Origin of the sequence: Oceanococcus atlanticus (assembly GCF_002088235.1) — a bacterium.
GTDB classification, from domain to species: domain Bacteria; phylum Pseudomonadota; class Gammaproteobacteria; order Nevskiales; family Oceanococcaceae; genus Oceanococcus; species Oceanococcus atlanticus.
In genome coordinates this window covers 230166-253842 of record NZ_AQQV01000001.1, presented here as the reverse complement: position 1 = coordinate 253842, position 23677 = coordinate 230166, and the positions used below count along the sequence as shown (strand labels likewise).

Genomic DNA, 23677 nt, shown 5'->3' with positions numbered 1-23677 from the left:
ATGCAGCCGCGATTCGTGCCAAGCGTGGGGAGACCAAAAAGGCCGCAGCGCGCTGATCAGCACGGCATAGCGCTCATGCGACAGCATCCAGGGTGATTACAAAAACCGGCAGGAACTGCCTCATGCGCGATCGGGTGCGTATCATTCGGTTCGCGGCAGCAGGATCAGTTTTTATCGTTCTGAAAAGCCTGCGCAAATCCGGCACCGTTAAGGTGCTGACATCCGATGGACGGCTATTGTGCCACAGAATATTGCGAAAGTTTCATATTTAAGCGTTGGCGAGGACGAAACGGGTCAGCGTCTCGATAACTGGCTGCTGGCGCGCCTCAAAGGCGTGCCGAAAAGCCGAATCTACCGCATCATTCGCAGCGGCGAGGTGCGGGTTAACAAGGGGCGGGCAAAGCCGTCCTCGCGGCTCGCTGCAGGGGACAGCGTGCGTGTGCCACCGGTGCGGCGTGACACCGAGGACCACGCCGGCCCCGTGCCGGATGGTATGACGCAGACTTTGAGCGATGCGGTGTTGTACCGCGACGACGACGTTCTGGTGGTGAATAAGCCCGCAGGCATGGCTGTGCATGCCGGTTCCGGTGTGCGTTTCGGCCTGATCGATGCGGCTCGGGCGCTGTGGGGTGAGCGTTGGCAACTGGTCCATCGTTTGGATCGCGAGACCAGTGGTTGCCTGCTTCTGGTGGCGCGGCGCGAATTACAGCATGAGTTTCAGCGCGCGCACGATGCCGGGAGCATACGCAAGCAGTACCAGAGTCTGGTGCATGGGCGCTGGTCTGAACAGCAATGCCAGCTGGAGAGTCGTCTGGGCAAATATCGTGATGGCAGTGGTGAGCGGCGTGTTGCATCCGGGGATGATGCGCCGAACAAGCGGGCGCTGACCTACATTGACAAGGTGCAGTGGTTGCGTGCCACCAGCCTGCTGGAGATACGCATCGAAACGGGGCGCATGCACCAGATCCGGGTGCAAACGGCAGACGCCGGGCATCCGGTTGTCGGCGACGCAAAATATGGACGGCGCGCGCTGGATGCGGCGCTCGAATTGCCGATGCGCCCAGGCTTGTGCCTGCATGCGTGCGCACTGCAGCTGGAGCTGGGCGGACGCAGCCTGGATGTCAGTGCCCCCTTGCCTGAGTCGTTTGAAGCCGTGATTACGGCGCAATCCTGAAGACCCCGAAACGTTATGCAGAATTCTCCTTATAAGTTGGTGATTTTCGACTGGGACGGCACGCTGATGGATTCAGCGGGCGATATCGTGGACGCGATTCAACAGGCGATTGGCGCGATGAAGCTGCCGTCGCGTGATGACCGCAGTGTGCGTCGCATGATCGGGCTGGGGCTGGAAGACGCCTTCACTCGACTGTTTCCGGAAATAGAGCGCGGTGCGTTGCTCCAGGTGGCGGATGAGTACCGGCGTCGCTTTGGCGCACGCCCGCAGGTTTATGGGCAGGTTTTTCCAGGTGTCGAGGCGATGCTGGATGAGCTGGCCGGGGCACATCGTCAGCTTGCGGTGGCCACTGGCAAAAGCCGTCGTGGGCTCGACAAAGCCCTGGATAGCACTGGCTGGTCGGCGCGTTTTGTCGCGACGCGCTGTGCAGACGAAACCGAGCCCAAGCCAAGCCCCAAGATGCTGCATGAGTTGCTCGACGAGCTGCAGCTGCTGCCGCAGCAGGCGCTAATGATTGGTGACACCACCTATGACATGGAGATGGCGCGTCAGGCCGGCATGGATGCAGTTGCGGTGGGCTGGGGGGTGCACGAGGTGGACGAGCTGGCTGAGGCGGGGGCGCTGAGCGTGCTCGACAGCCTGGATAAGCTGCCGGCGTGGATGCGCGCGCGTTGTTAGTGCCTCAGAGCGGCCTTACGGTATTGCGTAGCCAGCCTCGCGTAGCAGTCGCCCGGTAGCGATCAAAGGCAAGCCGATCAGGGCGCTGGGATCATCGCTGCTGATGGTTTCGCACAGGCTGATGCCCAGCGCCTCCGACATGAAGCTGCCGGCGCAATGAATGGCCTCGGGTTCGGCATCAAGGTAGCGCTCGATCTCCGATGGGGTTAGCTCGCGAAATCTCACCTGGGTGATGTCGCTGGCCAGTCGCACATGTTGCTGTTGCAGCACGCACACCGCGGTGTGGAAGTGAACGGTTCTTCCTGACAAGGTTTGCAGTTGTTGAACGGCCGCGTCGCGCGTGCCTGGTTTGCCCAGCAATGTGGGCGAGGGGCCGGTGGTGACGCAGAGTTGATCGCTGCCAATGATGCAGGCCTGCGGAAAGCGCGGGCGCAGCGCTGCGGCCTTGGCTTGGGCCAAGCGCTGCGTAATGCGCGAAATGTCTTCATCAACCTGAGGTGATTCATCGACGTCGGGGCTGGCTGCAATAAAGCGCAGGCCAAGGCGTTGCAGCAGTGCGCGGCGGTAGCGCGAGGAGGAGGCGAGGACCAGTTCCTGGGCCTTTGAATTGTCGGAATTCATTGACTTTTCACCACAAATCACTAGAATCCGCGCGCCATGCGCGATCGATTGCCCGCTTGGGTTGACCTGATACGGCTGGCACCTGGCCAGCAACTTGCCGGAACGGTGCCGTTGTCGGATCTGGACGGCTGGCCTGCGGGCGGAGCGAGTGTGCAGCTGACGCTGGACATCACGCAAGCACCGTCTGGTCGGCTGGCACTCAAGGGTGATCTGCAAGGCCAAAGCGAAATGCTGTGTCAGCGTTGTTTGCAACCTATGGATCAGGTTTGGAATGCCCAATTCCTACTTGAACTGGTGGACAGCGAGGAGCAGGCCGAGCGGATTGAAACCGCGCTGGACATTTACATCGCTCGTGGTGGGCGCGTGCATTTGCACGAGCTGGCCCGCGATGAATCGATATTGGCGCTGCCGATGACGCCGCGTCATGCCGATGGTACGTGTGAGCCTCCGGCTCAGTCGTAGAAGAGATAACCGTGTGGCGGATGCGCGCAAGCGCACGCGTCGCAGAATTTGAAGCCAAGGAGGCCGTGATGGCCGTTCAACAGAACCGTAAAACCCGTTCCAAGCGCGACATGCGTCGTTCTCACGATGCCCTGAGTGCACCCACGCTGTCGGAAGATCCGACCAGCGGCGAAATGCACCTGCGTCATCATGTGACCAAGGACGGTTTCTACCGTGGTCGTCGCGTGATTGAAAAGCCGGAAGTCGCTGAAGACGACATCTAAGACGGCATGATCATCGCGCTAGACGCGATGAGCGGTGACGTCGGCGTTGACGTCACCGTACCTGCCGCCCGCCGAGCGCTGGAGCGGCACCCCTCGCTGGAGTTGATCTTGGTCGGCCAGCCGTCGGTACTTGAGGCGGCCATGGCCAAGCACGGCTTGCAGGCGCACCCGCGCGTGCGCGTCGAGCCGGCCAGCGAGATTGTGGGCATGGATGAGGAGCCGGCCAAAGCGCTGCGCGGCAAGAAAGACTCCTCCATGCGCGTGGCCATCAATCTGGTCCACGCTGGCACGGCTCAGGCCTGTGTCAGTGCCGGGAACACCGGCGCCCTGATGGCCACCGCGCGTTTCGTGCTCAAGACCCTGCCCGGGGTCGACCGCCCGGCAATTGTGTCCAAGTTGCCGTCGCGCAACGGGCACACCCATATGCTGGACCTTGGCGCCAACGCCGAGTGCAGCCCCGAGCACCTGTATCAGTTTGCCGTGATGGGCGCTGTGCTGGCCCGTGCGGTGTCGAATCTGCAAGATCCGCGGGTTGGTCTGCTCAATATTGGCTCCGAAGACATCAAAGGCACCCAGTCGATCAAATCGGCTGCCGCCATGTTGAGCCAGAGTGATCTCAACTACATCGGCTATGTGGAAGGGACCGACATCTTCCTGGGCAATGTGGATGTGGTGGTCTGTGACGGTTTTTCCGGCAATGTTGCGCTCAAGAGCATGGAAGGCGTGTCGCGCCTGATTGCTGATTTCCTGGGCGAAGAGTACCGGCGCGGCCTGCTCAGCAAGCTTGCGGCGCTGGCCAGCTATGGCGTGCTGCAGCGCTTTCGCAAGCGGGTTGATCCGCGAGCCTACAACGGCGCCAGCTTGCTCGGCTTGAATGGGATCGTGATCAAGTCACACGGCAGCGCCGATGCCATGTCGCTGGAAAATGCCATTCATATTGCCGTGCTGGAATGTCATGCGCGGGTCACCGAAAGCATTCGCGACCAGGTCGAAGCGCATTTGCTGCCCGATGTGGCGGCCAATCTCGATAACCCGAGCTAAGCAGCGCCTTACTGAACCAGCTGGTTCATGTCGAAGATCGGCAGCATGATGGCCAGCACGATGGTCAGCACGATACCCGCCATCATCAAAATCAAGGCCGGTCCCAGCACCCCCATGATCGCCGAGATGATGGTGTCGACCTCGAGTTCCTGATTGTGTGCGGCACGCTCAAGCATTTCGTCGAGCTGGCCGGAGGCCTCGCCGTTGGCAATCAGGTTGAGGGTGATCGGTGGAAACAGACGTCCGGCCGCCAGCGAGCGGTGAATCGGCGCGCCTTCACGCACTTTCACCGCGGCAGACTTGATCAGTTCCTGCATCGGAATGTTCTGCACCACGCGTGAACAGATATCCAGGGCTTCCAGCACCGGTACGCCACTGGAAACCAGAATGCTGAAGGTGCGGGTGAAACGGCCGGCATTGACCCCGCGGATGAGTTTGCCGAACAGTGGCAAGCGCAACTGAACGGCGTGCCAGCGGTACTTGGCGGCGGGTCGGCGCATCAGGAATTGCCAGCCAACCACCAGCACAAGCAGAACGATGCCCAGCGCGATGTAGTGATCGCGCAGAAAGTCACTGGCCGCGATCATGCCTTTGGTCAGCGGCGGCAGTTCGGCATCCAGGCTGTCGAACACGCCTATGACCTGCGGCACCACGCTGGCCAGCAGAAAGCTGACGATGCCCACCGAGGCCAGCACCAGGATGATCGGATAGGACAGGGCGGCGAAAATCTTCTTCTGCAGTTCCTGGCGCTTTTCCACGTAGTCGGCCAGACGGTCGAGCACGGTGTCCAGATGGCCGGACTGCTCGCCTGCTTCCACCGTGGCGCAGTACAGGTGATTGAACACATGCGGGAACTCGCGCAGAGCCGAGGCCAGCGTGTGGCCTTCGGTCACCCGCGCGCGCACCCCCATGATGATGCCCTGGGTGCGGCGACCCTCGATCTGCTGGGCCACGGTCTTGAGGGTTTCTTCCAGCGGCAGGCCGGATTTCAGCAAGGTCGCCAGCTGACGTGTGACCAGGGCCAGTTCGGTGCCGGAAATACCCCGGGCCAGATTGAAGCCGCCGCCGCTGCCGCCGCGTGATTTCTGCTCGACCTCGACCACTTCCAGCGGGGTCAGGCCGCGCTCGCGCAGTTGCGCGCGCACCATCTTCGGCGTGTCGCCTTCGATCAGGCCTTTCTTGTTGCGGCCGCGTGCATCCAGTGCGGTGTAGCTGTAGGCGCCCATAGTGTCGTGGCGAGTCCTAGTCTTCGCGGGTGACGCGCACGACTTCTTCGATCGTGGTCACACCTTCGAGAATCTTTGCGCGGCCTTCCGCACGCAGGCTGGGGAAGCGCTGCCGGGCATGCTTTTCCATGGTCTGCTCGGAGGCCCCGTCGTGAATCATGGTGCGCATGGCATCGTCGACCGCGATCACTTCCTGTATGCCATTACGTCCGGTGTAGCCGGTGTTGCGGCATTTGTCACAGCCGCGCGCACGGTAGATCTGCGGAGGGTTGTCGGCCGGAATGTCGAGCAGCCGGCACTCCGCGGCATCCGGGGTGTAGGCTTCCCGGCAATCGTGGCACAGGGTACGGATCAGGCGCTGGGCGATCAGGCCGATCAGGCTGGAGGCGAGCAAGAACGGTTCGACGCCCATGTCGCGCAAACGCGAAACCGCGCCGATCGCGGTGTTGGTGTGCAGGGTCGACAGCACCAGGTGACCGGTGAGTGATGCCTGCACCCCGATCTCGGCCGTTTCCAGGTCGCGGATTTCCCCGACCATGACCACGTCGGGGTCCTGGCGCAGGATGGCACGCAGGCCACGCGCGAAGCTCATGTCGACCTTGGTGTTGACCTGGGTCTGGCCAATCCCGTCGAGGTAGTACTCGATCGGATCTTCCACGGTGAGAATGTTGCGCGAGCTGTCGTTGAGACTGGCCAGCGCCGCGTACAGCGTGGTGGTTTTGCCCGAGCCGGTGGGGCCGGTAACCAGAATGATGCCGTGCGGCTTCTTGATCAGCTCTTTCATCACCTCGAGCTGTTTGGGCTCCATGCCCAGATGGGTCAGGTCGAGGCGGCCGGCCTGTTTGTCGAGCAGACGCAGCACCACGCGCTCACCATGGCCCGACGGGATGGTGGAGACGCGGACGTCGACCGGGCGACCCGCGATCTTGACCGAGATGCGACCATCCTGGGGCAGGCGTTTTTCGGCGATATCCAGTTTGGCCATGACCTTGATGCGCGAGACGATCAGCGGTGTGAGCGCGCGCTGCGGGGTCAGCACGGTGCGCAGCACGCCGTCGACGCGAAAGCGCACGACCAGGCGGTTCTCGAACGGCTCGATGTGAATATCCGAGGCGTTGTCCTTGATCGCCTCGGACAGCATGGCGTTGATCAGCCGGATGATCGGTGCGTCGTCATCGGCTTCGAGCAGATCCTGAGGTTCGGCCAGTGACTCGGCCACGCTGGACAGATCGGCATCATCATCCAGGCCCTGCATGGCCTGCATGGTTTCGCTGGAATTGTTTTCGTAGCGCTGTTGTAAGGCGCGGTCGAAATCTTCGATCGCCAGCGGTTTGAGTGCGATCGGGTATTCCAGGAAGCGTTGCATCTCAAGCAGCGCTTCCGGCGCGACATCCGGGCGCGCGAACAACTCCACGTGGCCATCATCGGTCAGCTGACCGACCAGCAGGCCGTGGCGCTTGGCGAAGGCAAACGAGGGCAGGCGCAGCGCGGTGTCCATCAGCGCAGGTGACCCCGACCCATTTTCTTGCGCGGTGTGAGCACCGGCTCGGTGCTGATCAGCGGCTCCATGCTCGGTTGCGGTGTGGCAACCGGTGCGCTGTTTTGCGGCTCGTTTGTGTCACTTTCAGCGGCGCCGGGCGGCAGCTCGGCGGCACTGTCATCAGCGGCCTGGGCCGGGGCAGGGCTTGCCACCGGTGCTGGTTGGGGCGGCGGTACGAACTGCTCGTCCAGTTGTTCCAGCACCGGCCCGCGGGTGCGTCCGAGCACGCGCATGGGCTGCTCGTTGGCCAGATCCTGCAGGTGACGCATACGATCGTATTTGACGCGGGTGTAGTAGCTGGCGCTCTCGCGGTCACGCAGGATGGTCGAGCGGATGAAGATCATCAGGTTCTGCTTGGCGTTTTCCACGCTGCTGGAACGGAACAGGGCGCCCAGCAGCGGGATGTCGCCGAGGATCGGGACTTTCTGCTCGGTGCGCTGGACGTTGTCATCAATCAGTCCGCCCAGCACCAGGATGTCGCCGTTGCCGACCATGACCGTGGTGTTGAGGGTGCGCTTGTTGGTGATCAGGTCAACTGCGCCCGCGGTGCCAGCACTGACGTTGGAGGACTCCTGCTTGATCGTCAGCTTGATGGTGTCGCCTTCGTTGATCTGCGGCGTGATGCCCAGGGTCAGGCCGACATCACGGCGCTCAATGGTCTGGAACGGATTGACCGTGCTGCCGGTGTTCGAGTTGCCATAGGAGCCGGTCAGGAAGGGCACTTCCTGGCCCACCGAGATTTCGGCCTCTTCGTTGTCCATGGTCACCAGCGAGGGTGTGGACAGAACGTTGGTTTCACCATCGCCGGCGAGGGCGTTGAGCAGCAGCGCGAAACTGGTGCCGTCATCTTTGATGCTGCCGCCACCGACATTGAAGCCGGTGCGCAGCAAGCCGGTTGCGCCGGCGATGTTGCCGCTGGCCGCCGCCGCAGCGCCGGTGATGACATTCTGGTTGAAGATCGACGCTGCAGCGATGCGTTCATCGTTCAATACCGCCCAATCGATGCCAAGCTGGCGTGAGCGGTTGATGCTGACCTCGGCCAGGATGGCCTCGACCAGCACCTGGGCGCGGCGGATGTCGAGTTGGGCGATCACGCTGCGCAGGCCGCGCATGATCTTCGGCGGTGCGGTGATGACCAACGCATTGGTGTTGGGCTCGGCCACGATACGCACATCGGGATTGCTGCCGCCAGAGCCTTCCTTCTTGGCGCCGCCCTTGGCGTTGGTCTGGGTCTCGGCATAGCCTTCCAGAATTGGTGCCAGGGTTTCGGCATCGGCGTAGGACAGGTAGATCACCTGGGTGTCGCCGTCTTCTTCGAGCGGGATGTCGAGGTGGGCGATAAGGGCGCGAATGCGCATGCGCTGCGCTTTGTCGCTGCTCAGGATCAGGCTGTTGGTGCGTTCATCCGCGATCAGCGTGATCGGCTGCTGGCTGGGGTCACGCTTGCTCTGCTGCGATTGCAGCAGGCCATTGAGTGTCTGCTGCACGTCGGCGGCTGATGCATTGCGCAGGCGGATCACTTCGACCTCGTCATCGCCACCTTGGTCGATGCGACGGATGATTTCGGTCATGCGTCCGACATTGGCCGCACGGTCGGAAATGATCAGCATGTTTGACGGCGAGTACGCCGCCAGATGACCGTATTGCGGCACCAGCGGGCGCAGAATCGGCACCAGTTGGGCGGCCGGGACATTGACGATCTCAATCACCCGCGTGACGATTTCATCGTCGGCCATGCCGTAGAAATCAAAGTGGCTGCCGCCATCCTGCTTGGCCCCGACTTCCGGCACGATCTTGGTTACCGGGCCGGCCGGTACGGCGGCAAAGCCATGCACTTGCAGCACCGACAGGAACACGCCGTAGATGTCTTCGGGCGACATCGGGGTGGTCGAGATCACGGTGACCTGGCCCTTGACGCGCGGGTCGACAATGAAATTCTGGCCGGTGATTTCACCCACCGTGGTGATCAGCGTGCCGATGTCGGCGTCCTTGAGGTTCAAGGTCGAGCCGACCGGCTGTGTCGCTTGCTGGGCCAGGCCTGCCGTGCTGAACAGGGCTGCGCTGCTGCCAAGCAGCAGGCCCGCCATCACCGGTCGCAGCACCGGGTGTGTCGCCAGAGTCATAGATTTACCACTAGTTGAGATTCACACTGACGGACTGCAACTGCCCGCCGCGTTCTATTTGCAGATTGAGTTGTTGGGCTGAGCTCAGATCGCCCAGCAACTGAAAGCTCTTGCTCGGGTCGTCCAGCGAGACACCGTTGACCGAGGTCACGATGTCGCCAGGGCGCAGGCCGGCCTGTTGGAACAGTTCGCGGTTGCGGCCCGGGTAAATTCTGTAGCCGCGCATTGCGCCATTGCTTCGGGCCGGCTGTACGCGCAGGTATTGCGAGGCCTTGGTCGGATCGTTGAGCAATTCGTTGCGGATGGTCGAAAGTTTGGCCGAGGTGGCCGCGTCGAGTATGCGGGGGGCGGAGCCGCCAAGCGCTCGTGAGCTGGTTGCTGAGGCCGTGTTGCGCGGTGAAGTGTCGACAACCTCATCTTTTTCCAGGCGCAAGGTTTCCAGCCGGCCGCCGCGTTCGAGCAGCACACGGTCGACATAAATGCTGTGCAGCTCTGCGCCGCCGGGAATCGCCATGCCCACCGCGTAAGCTTTGAGCTCGCCGCGGGTTTGCTCGATCAAGGCGCGAGAATCGGCCGCATCCTGCATGGCCAGAATGCCGCGCAATTTCAGACGCAAGTTGGTATCCGGTGCATCTTCGGTGGATTGCGCCTGGGCGATGGCCGCTTCAGGGCGGAACTCGCCGAAAAGCTTGGCCTGCTGTATTGCCGCCACATTGATGGTTGAGCTTGGTCTTTGCGCCGCAGAGGCCTGAGCAGGCTCAGCCGGGCGTGGTGCCCACAGGCCTTGTTCCGGTGCTGGCACCAGCAGCCAGATCAGCTTGGCCAGCTGAACTCCCAACAGCACCGCGAGCAGCAATGCCGCCAGCAGCGGGACGGTTTTCTGCAGCCGGGCGATGGTTTGAGGGGAAAGTTGCGAGTTCAAGGACGGGCGATCTGCGAGTAGCGTAAGTCAAACCCGACATCATAAAGATTTTGTCGGCTTTTCTCATTGTTTTAGCGTGCGTTTGCGGCGAAATTCAGGGCAAGTAATATGGCTGGCAGTGGGAGCGCCCCGGGGGCACGCGATGCACACTCTGATTCGATTTGTGCTGACGAGTTTCATACTCGTCGGCTTTCTTCTGCACCTTAACGGGTTCTGGACGATCAGTTTGATCGAACAGGTCGAGCGCTTGACCTATGACGCGCGCGTTAGAGCCAGTGTGCTGAATGAAGTTGACGATCGTATTGCGATCATCGACATCGACGAAAAATCGCTGGCCGAAGAGGGCCAGTGGCCCTGGCCTCGGCGCAAGCTGGGGGCAGTGGTCGACGTGCTTTACCAGCACTATGGCATCCAGGCGCTGGCGCTGGATTCGGTGTTTCCAGAACCCGATGGCCATTCCGGCCTGCCCTGGCTAGGGGCTCTGGAGGGCTCGGATGTTGGCCAGCTTGAAGGGGTGCAGCGTTGGATCGGTCAACAGCGCAAGGTGTGGGATGACGACCGTGTATTCGCGGCCGCTTTGCAGCGCCATGAGCCGGTGTTGGGTTTCGTGCTCAAGGGCTTGGGCGGTGCAGAAGCGCAGCTTGGTCAGTTACCGCCGGCGGTGGTTGATGATGCGCGCCAGATGCCGGCTTCCTACATACGCGCAACCAGTTATACGGCCAATCTCGACACCTTGCAGGCGGCCACGCCGTATGCCGGTTTTTTTGACAACCCCACGCTGGACAGTGATGGGGTGTTCCGGCGCGTACCGCTGCTGCAGCAACATGATGACGCGGTTTACGGATCACTGGCTTTGATGACTCTGGCGCGGGCATTGAGTGACACCCGCGAGCCTGCTCAGATTGAACTGGAATATGACGCTCGCGGCGGTCCGCGCAATGCGCTTAACCTGGAGTATCTGCGTGTTGGCACCTACCGGGTGCCGGTCGACGAAAACGTGGCCGTCCTGGTGCCCTATAGAGGCGCGCAAGGCAGCTTTCCGTACTTCTCTGTTTCGGATGTCTTGCATCAACGGGTTGACCCTGAAGCACTGCGCGGCCGGATTGCGATTCTGGGGACCACCGCGCCGGGCTTGAAGGATCACCGCACCACGCCAGTGGGCGTGGCCTATGCGGGGGTCGAAGTCCACGCCAATATCATCTCCGGCATTCTCGACGACCGCATCAAGCACAAGGTCCCTTACCTGGTTGGTATTGAAACCACCATGCTGGTGGTGATCAGTTTGATTTTTACCCTGCTGTTTCCACGGGTTTCGCCGTTGCTGGGCACCCTGATGGTTGGCGGTATGGTGGTCGGGCTGGCGGGTTTGTCGTTTGGTTTGTGGCGCACCGCAGATTTTGTTGTGCCGCTGGGTGGGCCGTTGCTGTTCCTGTTCATCCTTGTGCTGGTGCAGATGACCTACGGCTATTTCGTGGAGGCGCGGGCCAAGCGTGAGGTGGCGCGCCTGTTTGGCCATTATGTGCCGCCCGAACTGGTCAGCGAGATGGCCCAGGATACGCTGGCGGCGGAGATGCGCTCAGACAGCCGGGAAATGACCGTGTTGTTTTCCGACATTCGCAACTTCACCAGCATTTCTGAGCGTCTGCCGCCGCAGGAATTGACCGCGTTGATGAACGAGTTCCTGACTCCGCTGACCGAGGTTATCCATCGTCACCGCGGCACCATCGACAAGTACATGGGGGATGCCGTCATGGCTTTCTGGGGGGCGCCGTTGCCGGATGAGCAGCATGCGCGCCGCGCGCTGCAGGCGGCCCTGGAGATGGTCGGATGCATGCGCCGTCTGGCCGATGAGTTTCGTGCCCGGGGCCTGCCCGAACTGCGCATTGGAGTGGGGATTAACACCGGCGTGATGAGTGTCGGCAACATGGGTTCGCAGTTCCGCATGGCATACACCGTGCTTGGTGATGCTGTGAACTTGGGCTCAAGGCTGGAAGGTTTGACCAAGCAGTACGGTGTGTCGGTGATTTGTGGTGACAGCACCCGTCGTCTGGTGGATGACTGGGCCTACCGTGACCTTGACCGGGTCCGGGTCAAGGGCAAGGTCGAGCCGGTGGGGATTTTTGAGCCGCTGGGTGTGCGCGCCGAACTGGATGCACAGACGCGCAAGGAGCTCAAGCACTACCGTGATGCCTTGCTGGCTTACCGCAATCAAAGCTGGTCTGAGGCGGAGTTGCAGTTCTACCAGTTGCAGAAATCGCGGCCGGATCCACATCCCATTTATCAGGTGTATCTGGATCGCATCGAGATCTTCAAGCGCATGCCGCCGGGGCCGGAATGGGACGGTGTCTTTACTCACACCAGCAAGTGAGGAACGTGAACATCGAACGATCGATGGGGTCCAAGAGGGCGTCAATCGTCATACAATTGGGTCATGGCTGAACATGAGACAGAACGCTACGGCAACACCGCCGTCGAAGAGGCGCCGCCCAAACTGCAGCGCCCGCCGATGTACAAGGTTGTGCTGTTGAACGACGACTACACCCCGATGGAGTTTGTGGTCCATATCCTGCAGAAGTATTTCAGGCTCGGGCATGAGCAGGCGGTGCAAGTCATGCTCGAGGTTCACACCAAAGGTGCAGGTGTGGCCGGAACCTACACGGCAGAGATTGCCGAGACCAAGGTGGCTCAGGTCAACCGGTATGCGCGGGAAAATGAACACCCGCTGATGTGTACGATGGAGAAAGCGTGATGCTCAGTCAGGATCTACAGGCCGCTCTGGATGCGGCATTCAAATCGGCCAAAACCGAAGCCCATGATCTGCTGACCGTTGAGCATCTGCTTCTGGCCCTGCTGGATGATGCCCAGCTGGCCGAGGTGCTGCGTGCGGTGGGTGCCCAGCTGGAGCCGCTGGAGCAGGGTTTGCGGGATTTCATCCGCACCAACGTGCAGACCGTGGGTGAGGTCGATGATGGCTACGAAGTTCAGCCCACGCTGGGTTTTCAGCGCGTGCTGCAGCGCGCCGTCTACCATGTGCAATCATCCGGCAAGAAAGAAGTCACGCCGCTGAACGTGCTGGTTGCGATCTTTGCCGAGCGCGATGCCCATGCGGTGTATCTGCTGGCCGAGCAGGGAGTGAGCCGCCTCGATGTGGTCAACTACATCTCGCATGGCATCACCCGCGACGAAGGCGAGGCCAACCCGGGCGCCAGCGAGACGGACGACAAAAAAGATGGCGGCGAGTCTGAATCCGCCCTGTCCAAATACACCGTCAATCTGAATGAGAAAGCCCGCCAGGGTCGTATCGACCCCTTGATCGGGCGTGCGCTAGAGGTTGAACGGGTGATCCAGACCCTGTGCCGGCGGCGCAAGAACAACCCCCTGCTGGTCGGTGAGGCTGGCGTGGGCAAAACCGCTATCGCTGAGGGGCTGGCCTTGGCGATTGTTGAGGGTGAAGTGCCCGAGGTGTTGGGTAAGGCGACTATCTACGCCCTGGACATGGGTGGGTTGGTGGCTGGCACCAAATACCGTGGTGATTTCGAGAAACGCCTCAAAGGCGTACTCAAGGAACTCGACGAAGATCCCGGTTCGGTGCTGTTCATTGACGAAATTCACACCATGATCGGTGCCGGCGCGGCCTCCGGCGGGGTCATGGATGCATCCAATCTGCTCAAGCCCGGTCTGGCCAGCGGTGAACTGCGCTGTATTGGGTCTACCACCTACAGCGAGTTCCGCGGCATCTTCGAAAAAGATCATGCGCTGGCCCGACGCTTCCAGAAAATTGACGTGCCGGAACCCAGCGTCAGCGAAACTCAGCAGATTCTGATGGGTTTGAAGTCGCGCTTCGAAAAGCATCATGAAGTGCGTTACACCAACAGCGCCATTCAGGCGGCGGCGGAGCTGGCTGCGCGTCACATCAATGACCGCCACCTTCCCGACAAGGCCATTGATGTCATCGACGAGGCCGGTGCGCGTCTGCAGCTGCAGCCTGCGGCCAAGCGGCGCAAGACGGTGCAGGTCAAGGACATCGAGGAAATCGTGGCCAAGATCGCGCGTATTCCGCCGAAAAGCGTCAGCGCATCGGATCGTGATGTTCTGCGCACACTGGAGCGCGATCTCAAGCTGGCCATTTTTGGTCAGGACGCGGCGGTGGAAACCCTCTGCGGTGCGATCAAAATGTCGCGCTCCGGCCTTGGTCCGCCTGATCGTCCGATCGGCAGTTTCCTGTTCGCCGGCCCCACCGGGGTGGGCAAGACCGAAGTGACGCGTCAGCTGGCCGATCTGCTGGGTATCGATCTGGTCCGCTTCGATATGTCCGAATACATGGAGCGCCACACCGTGTCGCGTCTGATCGGTGCGCCGCCGGGGTATGTCGGTTTTGACCAGGGCGGTTTGCTCACCGAAGCGGTAATCAAGCAACCGCACGCGGTTGTGCTGCTTGATGAGATCGAAAAAGCCCACCCGGAAGTGTTCAACCTGCTGCTGCAGGTCATGGACCACGGCACCCTGACCGACAATAACGGCCGCAAGGCGGATTTCCGTAACGTGATTCTGGTGATGACCACCAATGCGGGTGCCGCAGACATGGCGCGCCCGTCCATCGGCTTCGCCAGTCAGGATCACCGCAGCGACGGTATGGAAGCGCTCAAGCGCCTGTTCACCCCGGAATTCCGCAATCGCCTGGATGCGGTGATCCAGTTCGAGGCGCTCAAACCGGAAGTGGTGCGCCACGTGGTCGACAAGTTCCTGGTCCAGGTGGAAGTGCAGCTGGAGAGCAAGAACGTGCACATCGAGTTTGATGATGCGGCACGGGCCTGGCTGGCCAGACATGGCTACGATGAAGCCATGGGCGCGCGCCCGATGGCGCGGCTGATTCAGGATCAGATCAAGCGACCGCTTGCCGAAGAACTGCTGTTCGGCAAGTTAAGCAAAGGTGGGCAGATCCGGGTCAGTGCAAACGAGGATGGTTTGCAGCTGGATATCGAAGACGCGGCGGCGCTGGCTTAACGCCAGCCCGCGCGGCTTATTTACCGCGGTAGGTGATGCGCCCTTTAGACAGGTCGTAGGGCGTCAACTGTACCGTGACGGTGTCGCCGGTCAGGATGCGGATGTAGTGCTTGCGCATACGTCCGGAGATGTGTGCCGTCACGCTGTGACCATTTTCCAGCTGTACGCGAAATGTGGTGTTGGGCAGGGTTTCGGTAACCGTGCCTTCCATTTCGATGAGATCTTCTTTCGGCATGTAGAGCGTCTAGAGTTAGCAAAGCCGACCATTATCGGTGGTTTTCGGCCTGTCATCAATCTTTGATGTCAGTCCAGGTTTCGGCTTTGCGGCGCTGCTGGGGCTGATATTCGGCCTTGTAATGCATCTTTTCGCTGCCTTCGACGTAGTAGCCGAGGTACAACCAGGGCAGCGTGGCGGCCCGACAGGACTCGATCAGTCGCAGGATGGCATAGCGCCCCAGCGAGCGCTGGGCGGCATCCGGCGCAAAAAATGTGTACACCGCCGACAGGCCGCTGAGCAGGCGATCAACTACGCAGACCGCCAGCAGGGTGCCCGCGCTGTCGCGAATCAAAAGATGCTGGGTGGTGCTGGCCGACGGGCTGCACAGAAATTGTTCAAACCCTTCGCGGTCATCCGGATCCATGCCGCCATCGGCGTGGCGTTGGGCCAGATAGTCGCGGTACAAGGCATAGCGCTCGTCTGTTCCCACCGGCGTGGCCCAACTTGCGATCAGGTCATCATTGCGCTTGAGGCAGCGCCTCTGGGCCCGGTTCGGGGCAAAAGCGGCGACATCAATACGCGTGGATTCGCAGGCCTGACAGCTTGGGCACATCGGGCGGTAATGGCTGGGGCCGCTGCGCCTGAAACCCATCTGGGCCAGCGCGTCGCGCTGGCTGGCGTTGAGCTGCAGACGCGGGTCGACGAAGACATTGCGGGTTTGCCGGTTGGCCAGATAGCTGCAGTCTGACGGCGCGCTCAGGAACAGCGGCAACGATTCGAGCTGTGACCTAATGTGCGACATGTTTGGGATCGTCAGGCACCGCAATATCGAAGGACCAACAGCCACCGGGTGTCGGCGCATCGTCAATGGCGCTGTCGAGGATGCGTTCGAAGTCGTTGCGCGCGATGCGCGAGATGCCCATGCGCTCCAGATGAGGGGAGGCGACCTGGCAATCGAGCACGGCGTAGTGCCACGCTTCAAGTTGCCGGCACAGCCACACCATGGCCAGCTTGGAGCCATTGCTGGCGCGGCTGAACATGGATTCGCCGAAGAACACTTTGCCCAGGGCTACACCGTAGAGCCCGCCGATCAGGTGGCCATCACGCCAGATTTCGATGGAATGCGCATAGCCACGTCGAAACAGTTCGGTGTAGGCCTGGCGCATGGCCGGGCCCAGCCAGGTGCCTTCACGGCGGCCTTCCGAGCAGCCATCGAGCACGGCGGTAAATGCGCGATCAAAACTGACCGAGTAGTCGGCGCGATTGACCGCGCGGCGCAGGCTGCGGCTGACGTGCAATTGCGCCGGATAGAGCACGGCGCGCGGGTTGGGGGTCCACCACAGGATCGGTTCGTCGGGATTGAACCAGGGGAAGATGCCATGGCGATAGGCCTGCAGCAGGCGGCTGACACTCAGGTCGCCGCCGACCGCAAGCAGGCCATCCGGATCACGCAGGGCGCGTTCGCCGGGCGGGAAGGGCTCGCGCGGGTTGCGCGGGTCCAACCAGTACAGACTGAGTCTGCTCTGTGTGGTCAATGATGGATGATGTCTGAAGCGACAACCCCGTCCAGGGCCAGCTGCACGCACGTGTCGTGCTCGAAACTGCCGATGTCGTCGCTGACGTCGATATCGTCGCTCTTGATGCGCCCCTCGGCGTCAAAACCGACCAAAGCCCCCGCGGTGCGGACCTGAATGCTGTTGTCCTCATCGTTGGGGTCGTCAACGATGACCTGAAGGTAGTGCGCCCTCTGGGCGGCGAAATTGGGCAGACGGCCTTGGCCGGCGGCTACCAGAGCTGCGTTTTCGGATGAAATCTGCTCAATAACGCCGTCCGCGCTGAGCAGGAAGTGTCGAATCTGAGTCATGTCGTACTCCGTTGTCCGGGCCGGCATGCGACCCGTCAGGGTATCAATGCAGCGGTAAGAAGGATTCTGGACTAAACAATGTGGTCACGACGTGAAGAATCAAGATGGCTTGATTCGCGATGACTGGGGACGGTGTACTGTGCGCTCCTTGAGGGGTGGGCGATCAATCAGGTTCTCTGGGAGTATACTCCCCTATATTGTGGTGAAAAGCCCTGTTGACTGAATTCAAACACAAGATATTGGGGTACGGCTGGTGAGTGCACAGGCCCGGGCGGGAGATGACCGCCCCCATTGGCTGATGCGCGGTGTGCGCGAAGCCGTTCTATTGAGCGCGACCTTTCTGGCGCTGTTCCTGATTCTGGCGCTGGTCAGCTATGACCGGGCCGATCCAGGGTGGTCGAGCACCGGCATGAATGTCAGCCCGCAAAATCTGGGCGGGCTGATTGGTGCCTGGGTGGCGGATATCCTGCTCAGCGTATTTGGCTGGCTGGCCTTCGCGGTGCCGTGGATGATTCTGAGCATCGGCCTGATGCTCTACCGCGAGAAAAGCGAGCGCCTGGGTGAGAACCCGGGGGTGCGTGGCGCGGCCCTGTTCATCGTGTTGATTGCCGCCTGTGCGATCAGCGGCATGCATGCGCCCGGGCATACCAGCCTGACGCCGCAAGGCAGTGGCGGGATTGTCGGCGCGTCGGTGGCACTGATGCTGATCCAGCTGTTCAGCCCGGTGGGTGCCACCTTGCTGTTGCTGATGATCGTGCTCGGTTCCTTGCCGCTGGCGCTGCGTTTTTCCTGGCTGCAACTGATGGACGCCATCGGTGCGCGCACCTTGAGTCTGTGGGAGAACGTCGGCGCGACGCTGGCGCAGCGCCGCGAAGAGCGTCAGGCGCGCGCCGCCCAGCAACTGCGTCAGCAGCGAGCGCAGCCCGTGGTCGAGGAAGCACCCGTTGCTGCCGCGCCGAGTGCACCCGTCACACCGGTTTCCACCACCGAGCGGGTGACGCGCAAGATCAAGCGCAAAAAGCGCGACGCGGTGCCCGAGGCTCAGCTGGCCTTGCCGATCCACGAGGGCGCAACCGATGGCGAGCCGGTGGAGTTCACCGGCAATCCGTTGCCACCCGTGTCGATGCTGGATATGGCGCGTCAGGATGTGCTGACCTATTCGGACGCCGATCTGGAGCAGATGTCGCGTGATCTGGAAGGCCATCTGGCTGATTTCGGTGTCGATGCCGAGGTTGTCAATGTGGCGCCCGGGCCGGTCATCACCCGTTTCGAGCTGCAGCCGGCGCCGGGCGTCAAGGTCAGCCGCATCACCAACCTGGCCAAGGATCTGGCTCGCGCGCTTTCGATCGTCAGCCTGCGTGTGGTCGAGGTGATTCCGGGCAAGTCGGTGATCGGTATCGAAATTCCCAATCGCGAGCGGGCCATCGTCAGCCTGCGTGCGGTGTTCGAGTCGGCGGCCTATCAGAATGCCAAGTCGCCGCTGACTCTAGCGTTGGGCAAGGACATCGCCGGCGTGCCGTCAACGGCTGATCTGGCCAAGATGCCACATCTGCTGGTGGCCGGGACCACGGGCTCGGGTAAGTCGGTCGCGGTCAACGCCATGATCCTGAGTCTGTTGTATCGGGCCACGGCAGACGAAGTACGCCTGATCATGATCGATCCAAAAATGCTGGAACTGTCGGTTTACGAGGGGATTCCGCATCTGCTGGCCCCGGTCGTGACCGACATGAAGGAAGCCGCCAATGCGCTGCGCTGGTGCGTGGCCGAGATGGACCGGCGCTACAAACTGATGGCGGCGCTGGGCGTTCGCAACATCGCCGGCCTGAACAAGAAGCTCGACGAGGCGCGGGCGGCGGGCAATCCGATCGCCGATCCGCTGTGGAAGCCGGCCGAGGAGTTTGATGATCAGGCTGCCGCGCCGGAACTCGAAAACATGCCCTACATCGTGGTCATCATCGACGAACTCGCCGACCTGATGATGGTCGTAGGCAAGAAGGTGGAAGAGCTGATTGCCCGTCTGGCCCAGAAGGCGCGTGCTGCCGGTCTGCATCTGATCATCGCCACGCAGCGTCCTTCGGTTGATGTGATCACCGGCCTGATCAAGGCCAACGTGCCCTCACGTATCGCTTTTCAGGTGGCCTCGAAGATGGATTCGCGCGTGATCATCGATCAGCCGGGTGCTGAGGCGCTGCTCGGGCATGGTGACATGCTGTACTCGGCCAATTCGCCTGTGCCGCGGCGTGTGCACGGCGCGTTTGTTGACGATCATGAGGTGCACAAAGTGGTGGATTACCTCAAGCAGGTGGCGCCGGCCGACTATCACGACGACATTTTGTCCGGGGCCAGCGACACCGCTGTACCGGGCATCGATCCGGTCGATGGTGGCGATGGCGGCGCCGAAACCGATGCGCTTTACGATCAGGCCGTGGCGATCGTGACCGAGACACGCAAGGCCTCGATTTCCTGGGTTCAGCGCCGCCTCAAGATTGGTTACAACCGCGCTGCGCGTATCGTCGAAGACATGGAGGCCGCCGGGGTGGTCAGCGCGCCCAACGAAAAAGGCCAGCGTGAAGTGCTGGCACCGCCGCCGGTGGAATCATGATGCGTTTGTGGCAGGTGCTGTGTGGCGCTGCATTGTTGCTTTCAAGTGCGCTGGTCAGCGCGGATCCGCTGGCCGATCTGAAATTGTTCTACGCCGAGGTCAGCAGCTTGTCGGGCGACTTCGAGCAGCGCCTGCTGGATGAGGATGGCGATACCCTGGAGCGCTACGCCGGGCGTTTCTGGATGCAGCGTCCGGGGCGTTTTCTGTGGCTCTACGACACCCCTTACGAGCAGCAGCTGGGTGCCGATGGGGAAACCCTTTGGCACTACGATGTGGACCTGCGCCAGATCACCATGCGCGATGCGGCGACCAGTCTGAGTGGTACGCCGGCTGAATTGCTGGGCGGCGATCTGTCTCAGCTCGACAGATACAAGCTGACCCGTCTGTCCGATGCGGATGGTCTGGAATGGCTGCAGTTGCTGCCGCACAGCGACAGTTCGGATTTCGAGGAGATTCGCATCGGTATGGCCGGTGGTCAGCCGGCTCAGGTGCTGCTCAGTGATCGTCTGGGCCAGACCACCGCGATGATCCTGCATGACCTCAAGCGCAATCCGAAAATCGGCGCTGAGCGTTTTTCCCTGCAGGTACCGGAGGGTGTGACGGTGGTTGATGAACGTCCCGGCGCCTGATCCGCGCTTGTGGCTGGGCGGCCTGCTGTTGTGGATCTGCGGCGCAGCCTGGTTGCTGTTTACGCCGGCGCCCGAGCTGTCCACCTCCAGCGCATACAACGACAAGCTGGGGCATCTGGCCCTATTTGCGCTGGCCGGAGGCTGGATTGCGTGGCGTCAGCCACGCTGGCACAGCGCCTGGCCATGGTTGCTGGCGCTGCTGGGTTTTGCCCTGATCAGTGAACTGGTGCAGCTGCAGCTGCCGACACGCAGTGCCGAGTGGGCGGATGGCATTGCCGACGGGCTCGGTCTGGTGCTTGGTTTTACTCTGGTACGGCCACTGTTCAGGTCGGCGGAGCATGTGACATGAGTGCGCCTCTGGCCGAACGCATGCGCCCGCGTACCCTGGATGAGGTCAGTGGGCAGCGTGCCTTGCTTGCTCCAAGCGGACCATTGCGCCGCGCGCTGGCCAGCGGCCGTCTGAGTTCGATGCTGTTCTGGGGGCCGCCAGGTGTTGGCAAGACCACGCTGGCGCGGGTGCTGGCAGCCGACAGCGGCCGCGAACTGCGCAGTCTTTCGGCGGTGCAATGTGGGGTCAAGGATTTGCGCAAGGCGGTCGATGAGTTGCCCGAATCGCCGGCCGGCATCGTGTTCATCGATGAAGTCCATCGCTTCAACAAAGCCCAGCAGGACGCCTTGCTGCCATGGGTCGAAAGCGGGCGCATCATCCTGCTCGGCGCGACCACCGAAAATCCCTCGTTCAGCGTCAACCGGGCCTTGCTGTCACGTTTGCAGGTCATGGTGCTCAAAGCCTTGCAGGCGGACGATCTGGTTGCCCTCATCGCGCGTGCACTGAGTGCGCCGCAGGGGCTGGCGGGTGACGTCAAGGCCGAGCCGGAGGTGATTGAGCGCATTGCCCAGCTGGCTGATGGTGATGCGCGCCGCGCACTGGGCTTGCTCGAGCAGGCCGCGACACTGGCCCAGGATGGTCAGCTCACACTGGCGCTTATCGAAGCAGCGCTGAAAAGTCAGCCGCGGGCTTTCGACAAGGGCGGCGATGAGTTCTACGACCAGATTTCCGCCCTGCACAAATCCGTGCGCGGGTCGGACCCGGATGCGGCGCTGTACTGGCTGGCGCGCATGCTGGATGGCGGTTGCGATCCGCAGTACATCGCTCGGCGCCTGATCCGCATGGCCAGCGAAGACATCGGCAATGCAGACCCGCGCTTGCTCGGCTTGTGTCTGGACGCCGCGCAAGCCTATGAACGCCTGGGCAGTCCCGAGGGTGATCTGGCCCTGGCCCAGGCTGCCGTATATCTGGCCTGTGCGCCCAAGAGCAATGCCATCGAAATGGGCTGGATGGCGGCGCAGCAGGCGGTGCGTGATGGTGGCAGTCAGCCCGTTCCCCCGCATTTGCGCAATGCGCCAACACGCTTCATGAAAGCTCAGGGCAACGGTCAGGGTTACCGCTATGCCCACGATGAGCCCGATGCGGTGGCCTGGGGCGAGCATTATCTGCCCGATGCCTTGCTCGGCCAGCGTTACTACCAGCCGACCGAGCGCGGCCTGGAGCGCAGCATCGGCGACAAATTGCAGCGCATCCGTGCCGAACAGGACAAGACCCTGGGCCAGGTGCGGCAGCAGCGAGGGCGCCGTTGAACTGGCTGGCCGTGGCGCTGGGCGGCGCGCTGGGTGCCTGTATGCGTTACGGTTTGATGCGTGCGCTGCCGCCGTTGGGCGGTTATCCCTGGGCGATACAGCTGGCCAACGTGGCGGGCAGCTTTCTGATCGGCGTGCTGTTCGTGCAGGTGGCCATGCGCTGGGGCAATGAGCACGTAGCATGGCAGTTGCTCGGGGTGGGGCTGCTCGGCGGATTCACCACCTATTCAACGTTTTCCATGGACACCGTGCGCTTGCTGGAGCAGGGTCGCTGGAACCTGGCCCTGGTTTATGTGCTGAGCACGCTGGCGCTGTGTATCGGCATGGCGGCAATGGGCGTCCTGCTGGGCCGGCGGCTGATGTAAAATTGCGCCCTTTTTGACGAGGGATTGCCGCGATGCTGGAGCCCAAACTTCTCCGCAACGACATCGAACAGGTCGCCGCGACGCTGGCCAAGCGCAATATGCAGTTGGACATTGCCGCCTATCAAAGCCTGGAAGAGCAGCGCAAAGCGTTGCAGGTCAAGACCGAAGAGCTGCAATCCCAGCGCAACAGTCGTTCCAAGGACATCGGCAAGCTCAAGGCTGCCGGCGAAGACATCACCCCGCTGCGTCAGGAAATGAGCGCCCTGGGTGAACAGCTGGATCAGCTCAAGGAGCAGCTGGAGCAGGTGCAGCAGGCCATGCGTGATTGGAGCCTGGGGCTGCCCAATCTGCCCGCCGACGATGTGCCGCCGGGCAAGGATGAGTCAGACAACGTCGAGATGCGGCGCTGGGGCAGCCCGCGTGACATCGCCGAGGCCAAGGATCACGTCGATCTGGGTGAAGCGCTGGGTGGGATGGACTTCGATGCCGCCGCCACCATCACCGGTTCGCGATTTGTGGTCCTGCGTGGTCAGCTGGCGCGCCTGCAGCGTGCCCTGGTCCAGTTCATGCTGGACGTGCATGTCGAAAAGCACGGCTATCAGGAAGTCTACGTGCCGTTCATCGTCAACCGCGAGAGTCTTCAGGGCACCGGACAGCTGCCCAAGTTCGAGGAAGATCTGTTCGGCCTGACCGGGCGCGAATGGTATCTGGCGCCGACCGCTGAGGTGCCGGTGACCAATCTGGTGCGTGACCGCATCATCGAGCAGGGCGAGCTGCCGCTGAAGTTCGTTGCCCACACGCCGTGTTTCCGCTCGGAAGCCGGTTCCTACGGCCGCGACACGCGCGGCATGATCCGCCAGCATCAGTTCGAGAAGGTCGAGCTGGTTCAGATCGTTCATCCGGAGCAGTCGTGGCAGGCGCTGGAGCAACTCACCAGTGATGCCGAGACCATTCTGCAGTTGCTCGAATTGCCTTACCGCACGGTCAAACTGTGCGGTGGCGACCTGGGCTTTTCGGCAGCCAAAACCTACGATCTGGAAGTGTGGTTGCCGTCGCAGCAGACCTATCGCGAAATCTCGTCATGCAGCAACTTCCTGGATTTCCAGGCGCGTCGCCTGCAGGCTCGCTGGCGCAGCCCGGACATGAAGAAGCCCGAACTGGTGCACACCCTGAACGGATCGGGGCTGGCTGTGGGGCGGACTCTGCTGGCGGTGCTCGAAAACGGTCAGCAGGCGGATGGCAGCATCCAGTTGCCTGAAGCCTTGAAGGGCTACTGGAAGGGCTCGCTGACGCTCAAACCGTGAGTGA

Annotated in this window: 23 protein-coding genes; 14 read left to right on the top strand and 9 right to left on the bottom strand. The window is 61.8% G+C overall.

The annotated features are described in order from the left end of the window. Positions 1-238 precede the first annotated feature (238 nt). Positions 239-1174 (top strand): RluA family pseudouridine synthase, encoded by a 936-nt coding sequence (locus ATO7_RS01165; RefSeq protein WP_158522977.1) that lies wholly within the window; start codon positions 239-241, stop codon positions 1172-1174. Positions 1175-1189: 15 nt separating this feature from the next. Then, on the top strand, positions 1190-1852 hold the full coding sequence (locus ATO7_RS01160; RefSeq protein ID WP_083559083.1) for an HAD family hydrolase: 663 nt from the start codon (positions 1190-1192) through the stop codon (positions 1850-1852). Between the two features lie 15 nt (positions 1853-1867). On the opposite strand, the gene ATO7_RS01155 is transcribed toward ATO7_RS01160, so the two are convergent. Next, positions 1868-2473: a Maf family protein gene (locus ATO7_RS01155; protein ID WP_083559082.1), complete on the bottom strand. Its 606-nt coding sequence runs from the start codon at positions 2471-2473 to the stop codon at positions 1868-1870. Between the two features lie 36 nt (positions 2474-2509). On the opposite strand from ATO7_RS01155, the gene ATO7_RS01150 reads away from it, so the two are divergent. The 3 genes from ATO7_RS01150 (at position 2510) to plsX (ending at position 4239) form a co-directional block, all read left to right on the top strand. Continuing rightward, positions 2510-2935, top strand: coding sequence for a YceD family protein (locus tag ATO7_RS01150; protein WP_083559081.1), 426 nt, complete (start codon positions 2510-2512; stop codon positions 2933-2935). 68 nt (positions 2936-3003) lie between these two features. Further along, positions 3004-3198 carry a 50S ribosomal protein L32 gene (gene rpmF / locus ATO7_RS01145; protein WP_083560956.1) on the top strand — a complete coding sequence of 65 codons (195 nt, stop codon included), beginning with the start codon at positions 3004-3006 and terminating at the stop codon, positions 3196-3198. Between the two features lie 6 nt (positions 3199-3204). Further along, on the top strand, positions 3205-4239 hold the full coding sequence (gene plsX / locus ATO7_RS01140; protein WP_083559080.1) for a phosphate acyltransferase PlsX: 1035 nt from the start codon (positions 3205-3207) through the stop codon (positions 4237-4239). A gap of 8 nt (positions 4240-4247) precedes the next feature. Here plsX and gspF read toward each other — a convergent pair whose 3' ends face one another. From gspF to gspC, 4 genes are read right to left on the bottom strand one after another with little or no spacing between them, the layout of a single operon-like run. Continuing rightward, positions 4248-5465, bottom strand: a complete 1218-nt coding sequence (gene gspF, locus ATO7_RS01135) for a type II secretion system inner membrane protein GspF (protein WP_083559079.1) — start codon at positions 5463-5465, stop codon at positions 4248-4250. A gap of 16 nt (positions 5466-5481) precedes the next feature. Beyond that, entirely contained in the window at positions 5482-6963 is a 1482-nt protein-coding gene (gspE, locus tag ATO7_RS01130) for a type II secretion system ATPase GspE (protein WP_083559078.1), read from the bottom strand. Continuing rightward, the gene (gene gspD, locus ATO7_RS01125) at positions 6963-9128 is read right to left on the bottom strand and encodes a type II secretion system secretin GspD (RefSeq protein ID WP_146680095.1); all 2166 of its coding nucleotides are present in this window, start codon (positions 9126-9128) and stop codon (positions 6963-6965) included. Before gspD ends, gspE begins: the two co-directional genes overlap by 1 nt. Positions 9129-9138: 10 nt before the next feature. Beyond that, complete coding sequence (gene gspC / locus ATO7_RS01120; RefSeq protein ID WP_083559077.1) at positions 9139-10050, bottom strand: type II secretion system protein GspC; 912 nt, start codon at positions 10048-10050, stop codon at positions 9139-9141. 142 nt (positions 10051-10192) lie between these two features. Between gspC and ATO7_RS01115 the strand changes: the two genes are divergently transcribed. The 3 genes from ATO7_RS01115 (at position 10193) to clpA (ending at position 15054) form a co-directional block, all read left to right on the top strand. Next, positions 10193-12418: a CHASE2 domain-containing protein gene (locus ATO7_RS01115; RefSeq protein WP_083559076.1), complete on the top strand. Its 2226-nt coding sequence runs from the start codon at positions 10193-10195 to the stop codon at positions 12416-12418. A 63-nt stretch (positions 12419-12481) separates the two neighbouring features. Further along, positions 12482-12799 carry an ATP-dependent Clp protease adapter ClpS gene (gene clpS, locus ATO7_RS01110; protein ID WP_083559075.1) on the top strand — a complete coding sequence of 106 codons (318 nt, stop codon included), beginning with the start codon at positions 12482-12484 and terminating at the stop codon, positions 12797-12799. Continuing rightward, on the top strand, positions 12799-15054 hold the full coding sequence (clpA, locus tag ATO7_RS01105) for an ATP-dependent Clp protease ATP-binding subunit ClpA (protein WP_083559074.1): 2256 nt from the start codon (positions 12799-12801) through the stop codon (positions 15052-15054). Before clpS ends, clpA begins: the two co-directional genes overlap by 1 nt. A 16-nt stretch (positions 15055-15070) precedes the next feature. Here clpA and infA read toward each other — a convergent pair whose 3' ends face one another. The 4 genes from infA to ATO7_RS01085 are packed head-to-tail and all read right to left on the bottom strand — an operon-like array spanning position 15071 to position 17135. Beyond that, positions 15071-15289, bottom strand: coding sequence for a translation initiation factor IF-1 (gene infA, locus ATO7_RS01100; RefSeq protein ID WP_083559073.1), 219 nt, complete (start codon positions 15287-15289; stop codon positions 15071-15073). Between the two features lie 55 nt (positions 15290-15344). After that, positions 15345-16073: an arginyltransferase gene (locus tag ATO7_RS01095; protein WP_158522976.1), complete on the bottom strand. Its 729-nt coding sequence runs from the start codon at positions 16071-16073 to the stop codon at positions 15345-15347. Further along, positions 16060-16806 carry a leucyl/phenylalanyl-tRNA--protein transferase gene (gene aat / locus ATO7_RS01090; RefSeq protein ID WP_083559071.1) on the bottom strand — a complete coding sequence of 249 codons (747 nt, stop codon included), beginning with the start codon at positions 16804-16806 and terminating at the stop codon, positions 16060-16062. Before aat ends, ATO7_RS01095 begins: the two co-directional genes overlap by 14 nt. Continuing rightward, a complete protein-coding gene (locus ATO7_RS01085) occupies positions 16803-17135 on the bottom strand; it encodes a hypothetical protein (RefSeq protein ID WP_083559070.1) in 333 nt (110 codons plus the stop codon). The genes aat and ATO7_RS01085 overlap by 4 nt, the downstream gene beginning before the upstream one ends. A 253-nt stretch (positions 17136-17388) precedes the next feature. Between ATO7_RS01085 and ATO7_RS01080 the strand changes: the two genes are divergently transcribed. From ATO7_RS01080 to serS, 6 genes are read left to right on the top strand one after another with little or no spacing between them, the layout of a single operon-like run. After that, complete coding sequence (locus ATO7_RS01080) at positions 17389-19737, top strand: DNA translocase FtsK (RefSeq protein WP_276206654.1); 2349 nt, start codon at positions 17389-17391, stop codon at positions 19735-19737. Further along, the gene (gene lolA, locus ATO7_RS01075; protein ID WP_083559069.1) at positions 19734-20366 is read left to right on the top strand and encodes an outer membrane lipoprotein chaperone LolA; all 633 of its coding nucleotides are present in this window, start codon (positions 19734-19736) and stop codon (positions 20364-20366) included. Before ATO7_RS01080 ends, lolA begins: the two co-directional genes overlap by 4 nt. Further along, positions 20347-20715 (top strand): VanZ family protein, encoded by a 369-nt coding sequence (locus tag ATO7_RS01070; RefSeq protein ID WP_083559068.1) that lies wholly within the window; start codon positions 20347-20349, stop codon positions 20713-20715. Before lolA ends, ATO7_RS01070 begins: the two co-directional genes overlap by 20 nt. Beyond that, a complete protein-coding gene (locus tag ATO7_RS01065) occupies positions 20712-22004 on the top strand; it encodes a replication-associated recombination protein A (protein WP_083559067.1) in 1293 nt (430 codons plus the stop codon). Before ATO7_RS01070 ends, ATO7_RS01065 begins: the two co-directional genes overlap by 4 nt. After that, positions 22001-22369 (top strand): fluoride efflux transporter FluC, encoded by a 369-nt coding sequence (locus ATO7_RS01060; protein WP_240499403.1) that lies wholly within the window; start codon positions 22001-22003, stop codon positions 22367-22369. Before ATO7_RS01065 ends, ATO7_RS01060 begins: the two co-directional genes overlap by 4 nt. Positions 22370-22401: 32 nt before the next feature. Next, the gene (gene serS, locus ATO7_RS01055) at positions 22402-23673 is read left to right on the top strand and encodes a serine--tRNA ligase (protein WP_083559066.1); all 1272 of its coding nucleotides are present in this window, start codon (positions 22402-22404) and stop codon (positions 23671-23673) included. Positions 23674-23677 lie beyond the last annotated feature (4 nt).

What these genes read in the sequence shown, in the direction of transcription:
- gspD (WP_146680095.1), bottom strand. Translation starts at nt 9,128, where the DNA reads ATGACTCTGGCGACACACCCGGTGCTGCGACCGGTGATGGCGGGCCTG.
- ATO7_RS01095 (WP_158522976.1), bottom strand. Translation starts at nt 16,073, where the DNA reads ATGTCGCACATTAGGTCACAGCTCGAATCGTTGCCGCTGTTCCTGAGC.
- ATO7_RS01150 (WP_083559081.1), top strand. Translation starts at nt 2,510, where the DNA reads ATGCGCGATCGATTGCCCGCTTGGGTTGACCTGATACGGCTGGCACCT.
- ATO7_RS01115 (WP_083559076.1), top strand. Translation starts at nt 10,193, where the DNA reads ATGCACACTCTGATTCGATTTGTGCTGACGAGTTTCATACTCGTCGGC.
- ATO7_RS01085 (WP_083559070.1), bottom strand. Translation starts at nt 17,135, where the DNA reads ATGACTCAGATTCGACACTTCCTGCTCAGCGCGGACGGCGTTATTGAG.
- clpA (WP_083559074.1), top strand. Translation starts at nt 12,799, where the DNA reads ATGCTCAGTCAGGATCTACAGGCCGCTCTGGATGCGGCATTCAAATCG.
- serS (WP_083559066.1), top strand. Translation starts at nt 22,402, where the DNA reads ATGCTGGAGCCCAAACTTCTCCGCAACGACATCGAACAGGTCGCCGCG.
- ATO7_RS01160 (WP_083559083.1), top strand. Translation starts at nt 1,190, where the DNA reads ATGCAGAATTCTCCTTATAAGTTGGTGATTTTCGACTGGGACGGCACG.
- clpS (WP_083559075.1), top strand. Translation starts at nt 12,482, where the DNA reads ATGGCTGAACATGAGACAGAACGCTACGGCAACACCGCCGTCGAAGAG.
- gspF (WP_083559079.1), bottom strand. Translation starts at nt 5,465, where the DNA reads ATGGGCGCCTACAGCTACACCGCACTGGATGCACGCGGCCGCAACAAG.
- plsX (WP_083559080.1), top strand. Translation starts at nt 3,205, where the DNA reads ATGATCATCGCGCTAGACGCGATGAGCGGTGACGTCGGCGTTGACGTC.
- infA (WP_083559073.1), bottom strand. Translation starts at nt 15,289, where the DNA reads ATGCCGAAAGAAGATCTCATCGAAATGGAAGGCACGGTTACCGAAACC.
- lolA (WP_083559069.1), top strand. Translation starts at nt 19,734, where the DNA reads ATGATGCGTTTGTGGCAGGTGCTGTGTGGCGCTGCATTGTTGCTTTCA.
- ATO7_RS01155 (WP_083559082.1), bottom strand. Translation starts at nt 2,473, where the DNA reads ATGAATTCCGACAATTCAAAGGCCCAGGAACTGGTCCTCGCCTCCTCC.
- gspE (WP_083559078.1), bottom strand. Translation starts at nt 6,963, where the DNA reads ATGGACACCGCGCTGCGCCTGCCCTCGTTTGCCTTCGCCAAGCGCCAC.
- ATO7_RS01065 (WP_083559067.1), top strand. Translation starts at nt 20,712, where the DNA reads ATGAGTGCGCCTCTGGCCGAACGCATGCGCCCGCGTACCCTGGATGAG.
- ATO7_RS01070 (WP_083559068.1), top strand. Translation starts at nt 20,347, where the DNA reads ATGAACGTCCCGGCGCCTGATCCGCGCTTGTGGCTGGGCGGCCTGCTG.
- rpmF (WP_083560956.1), top strand. Translation starts at nt 3,004, where the DNA reads ATGGCCGTTCAACAGAACCGTAAAACCCGTTCCAAGCGCGACATGCGT.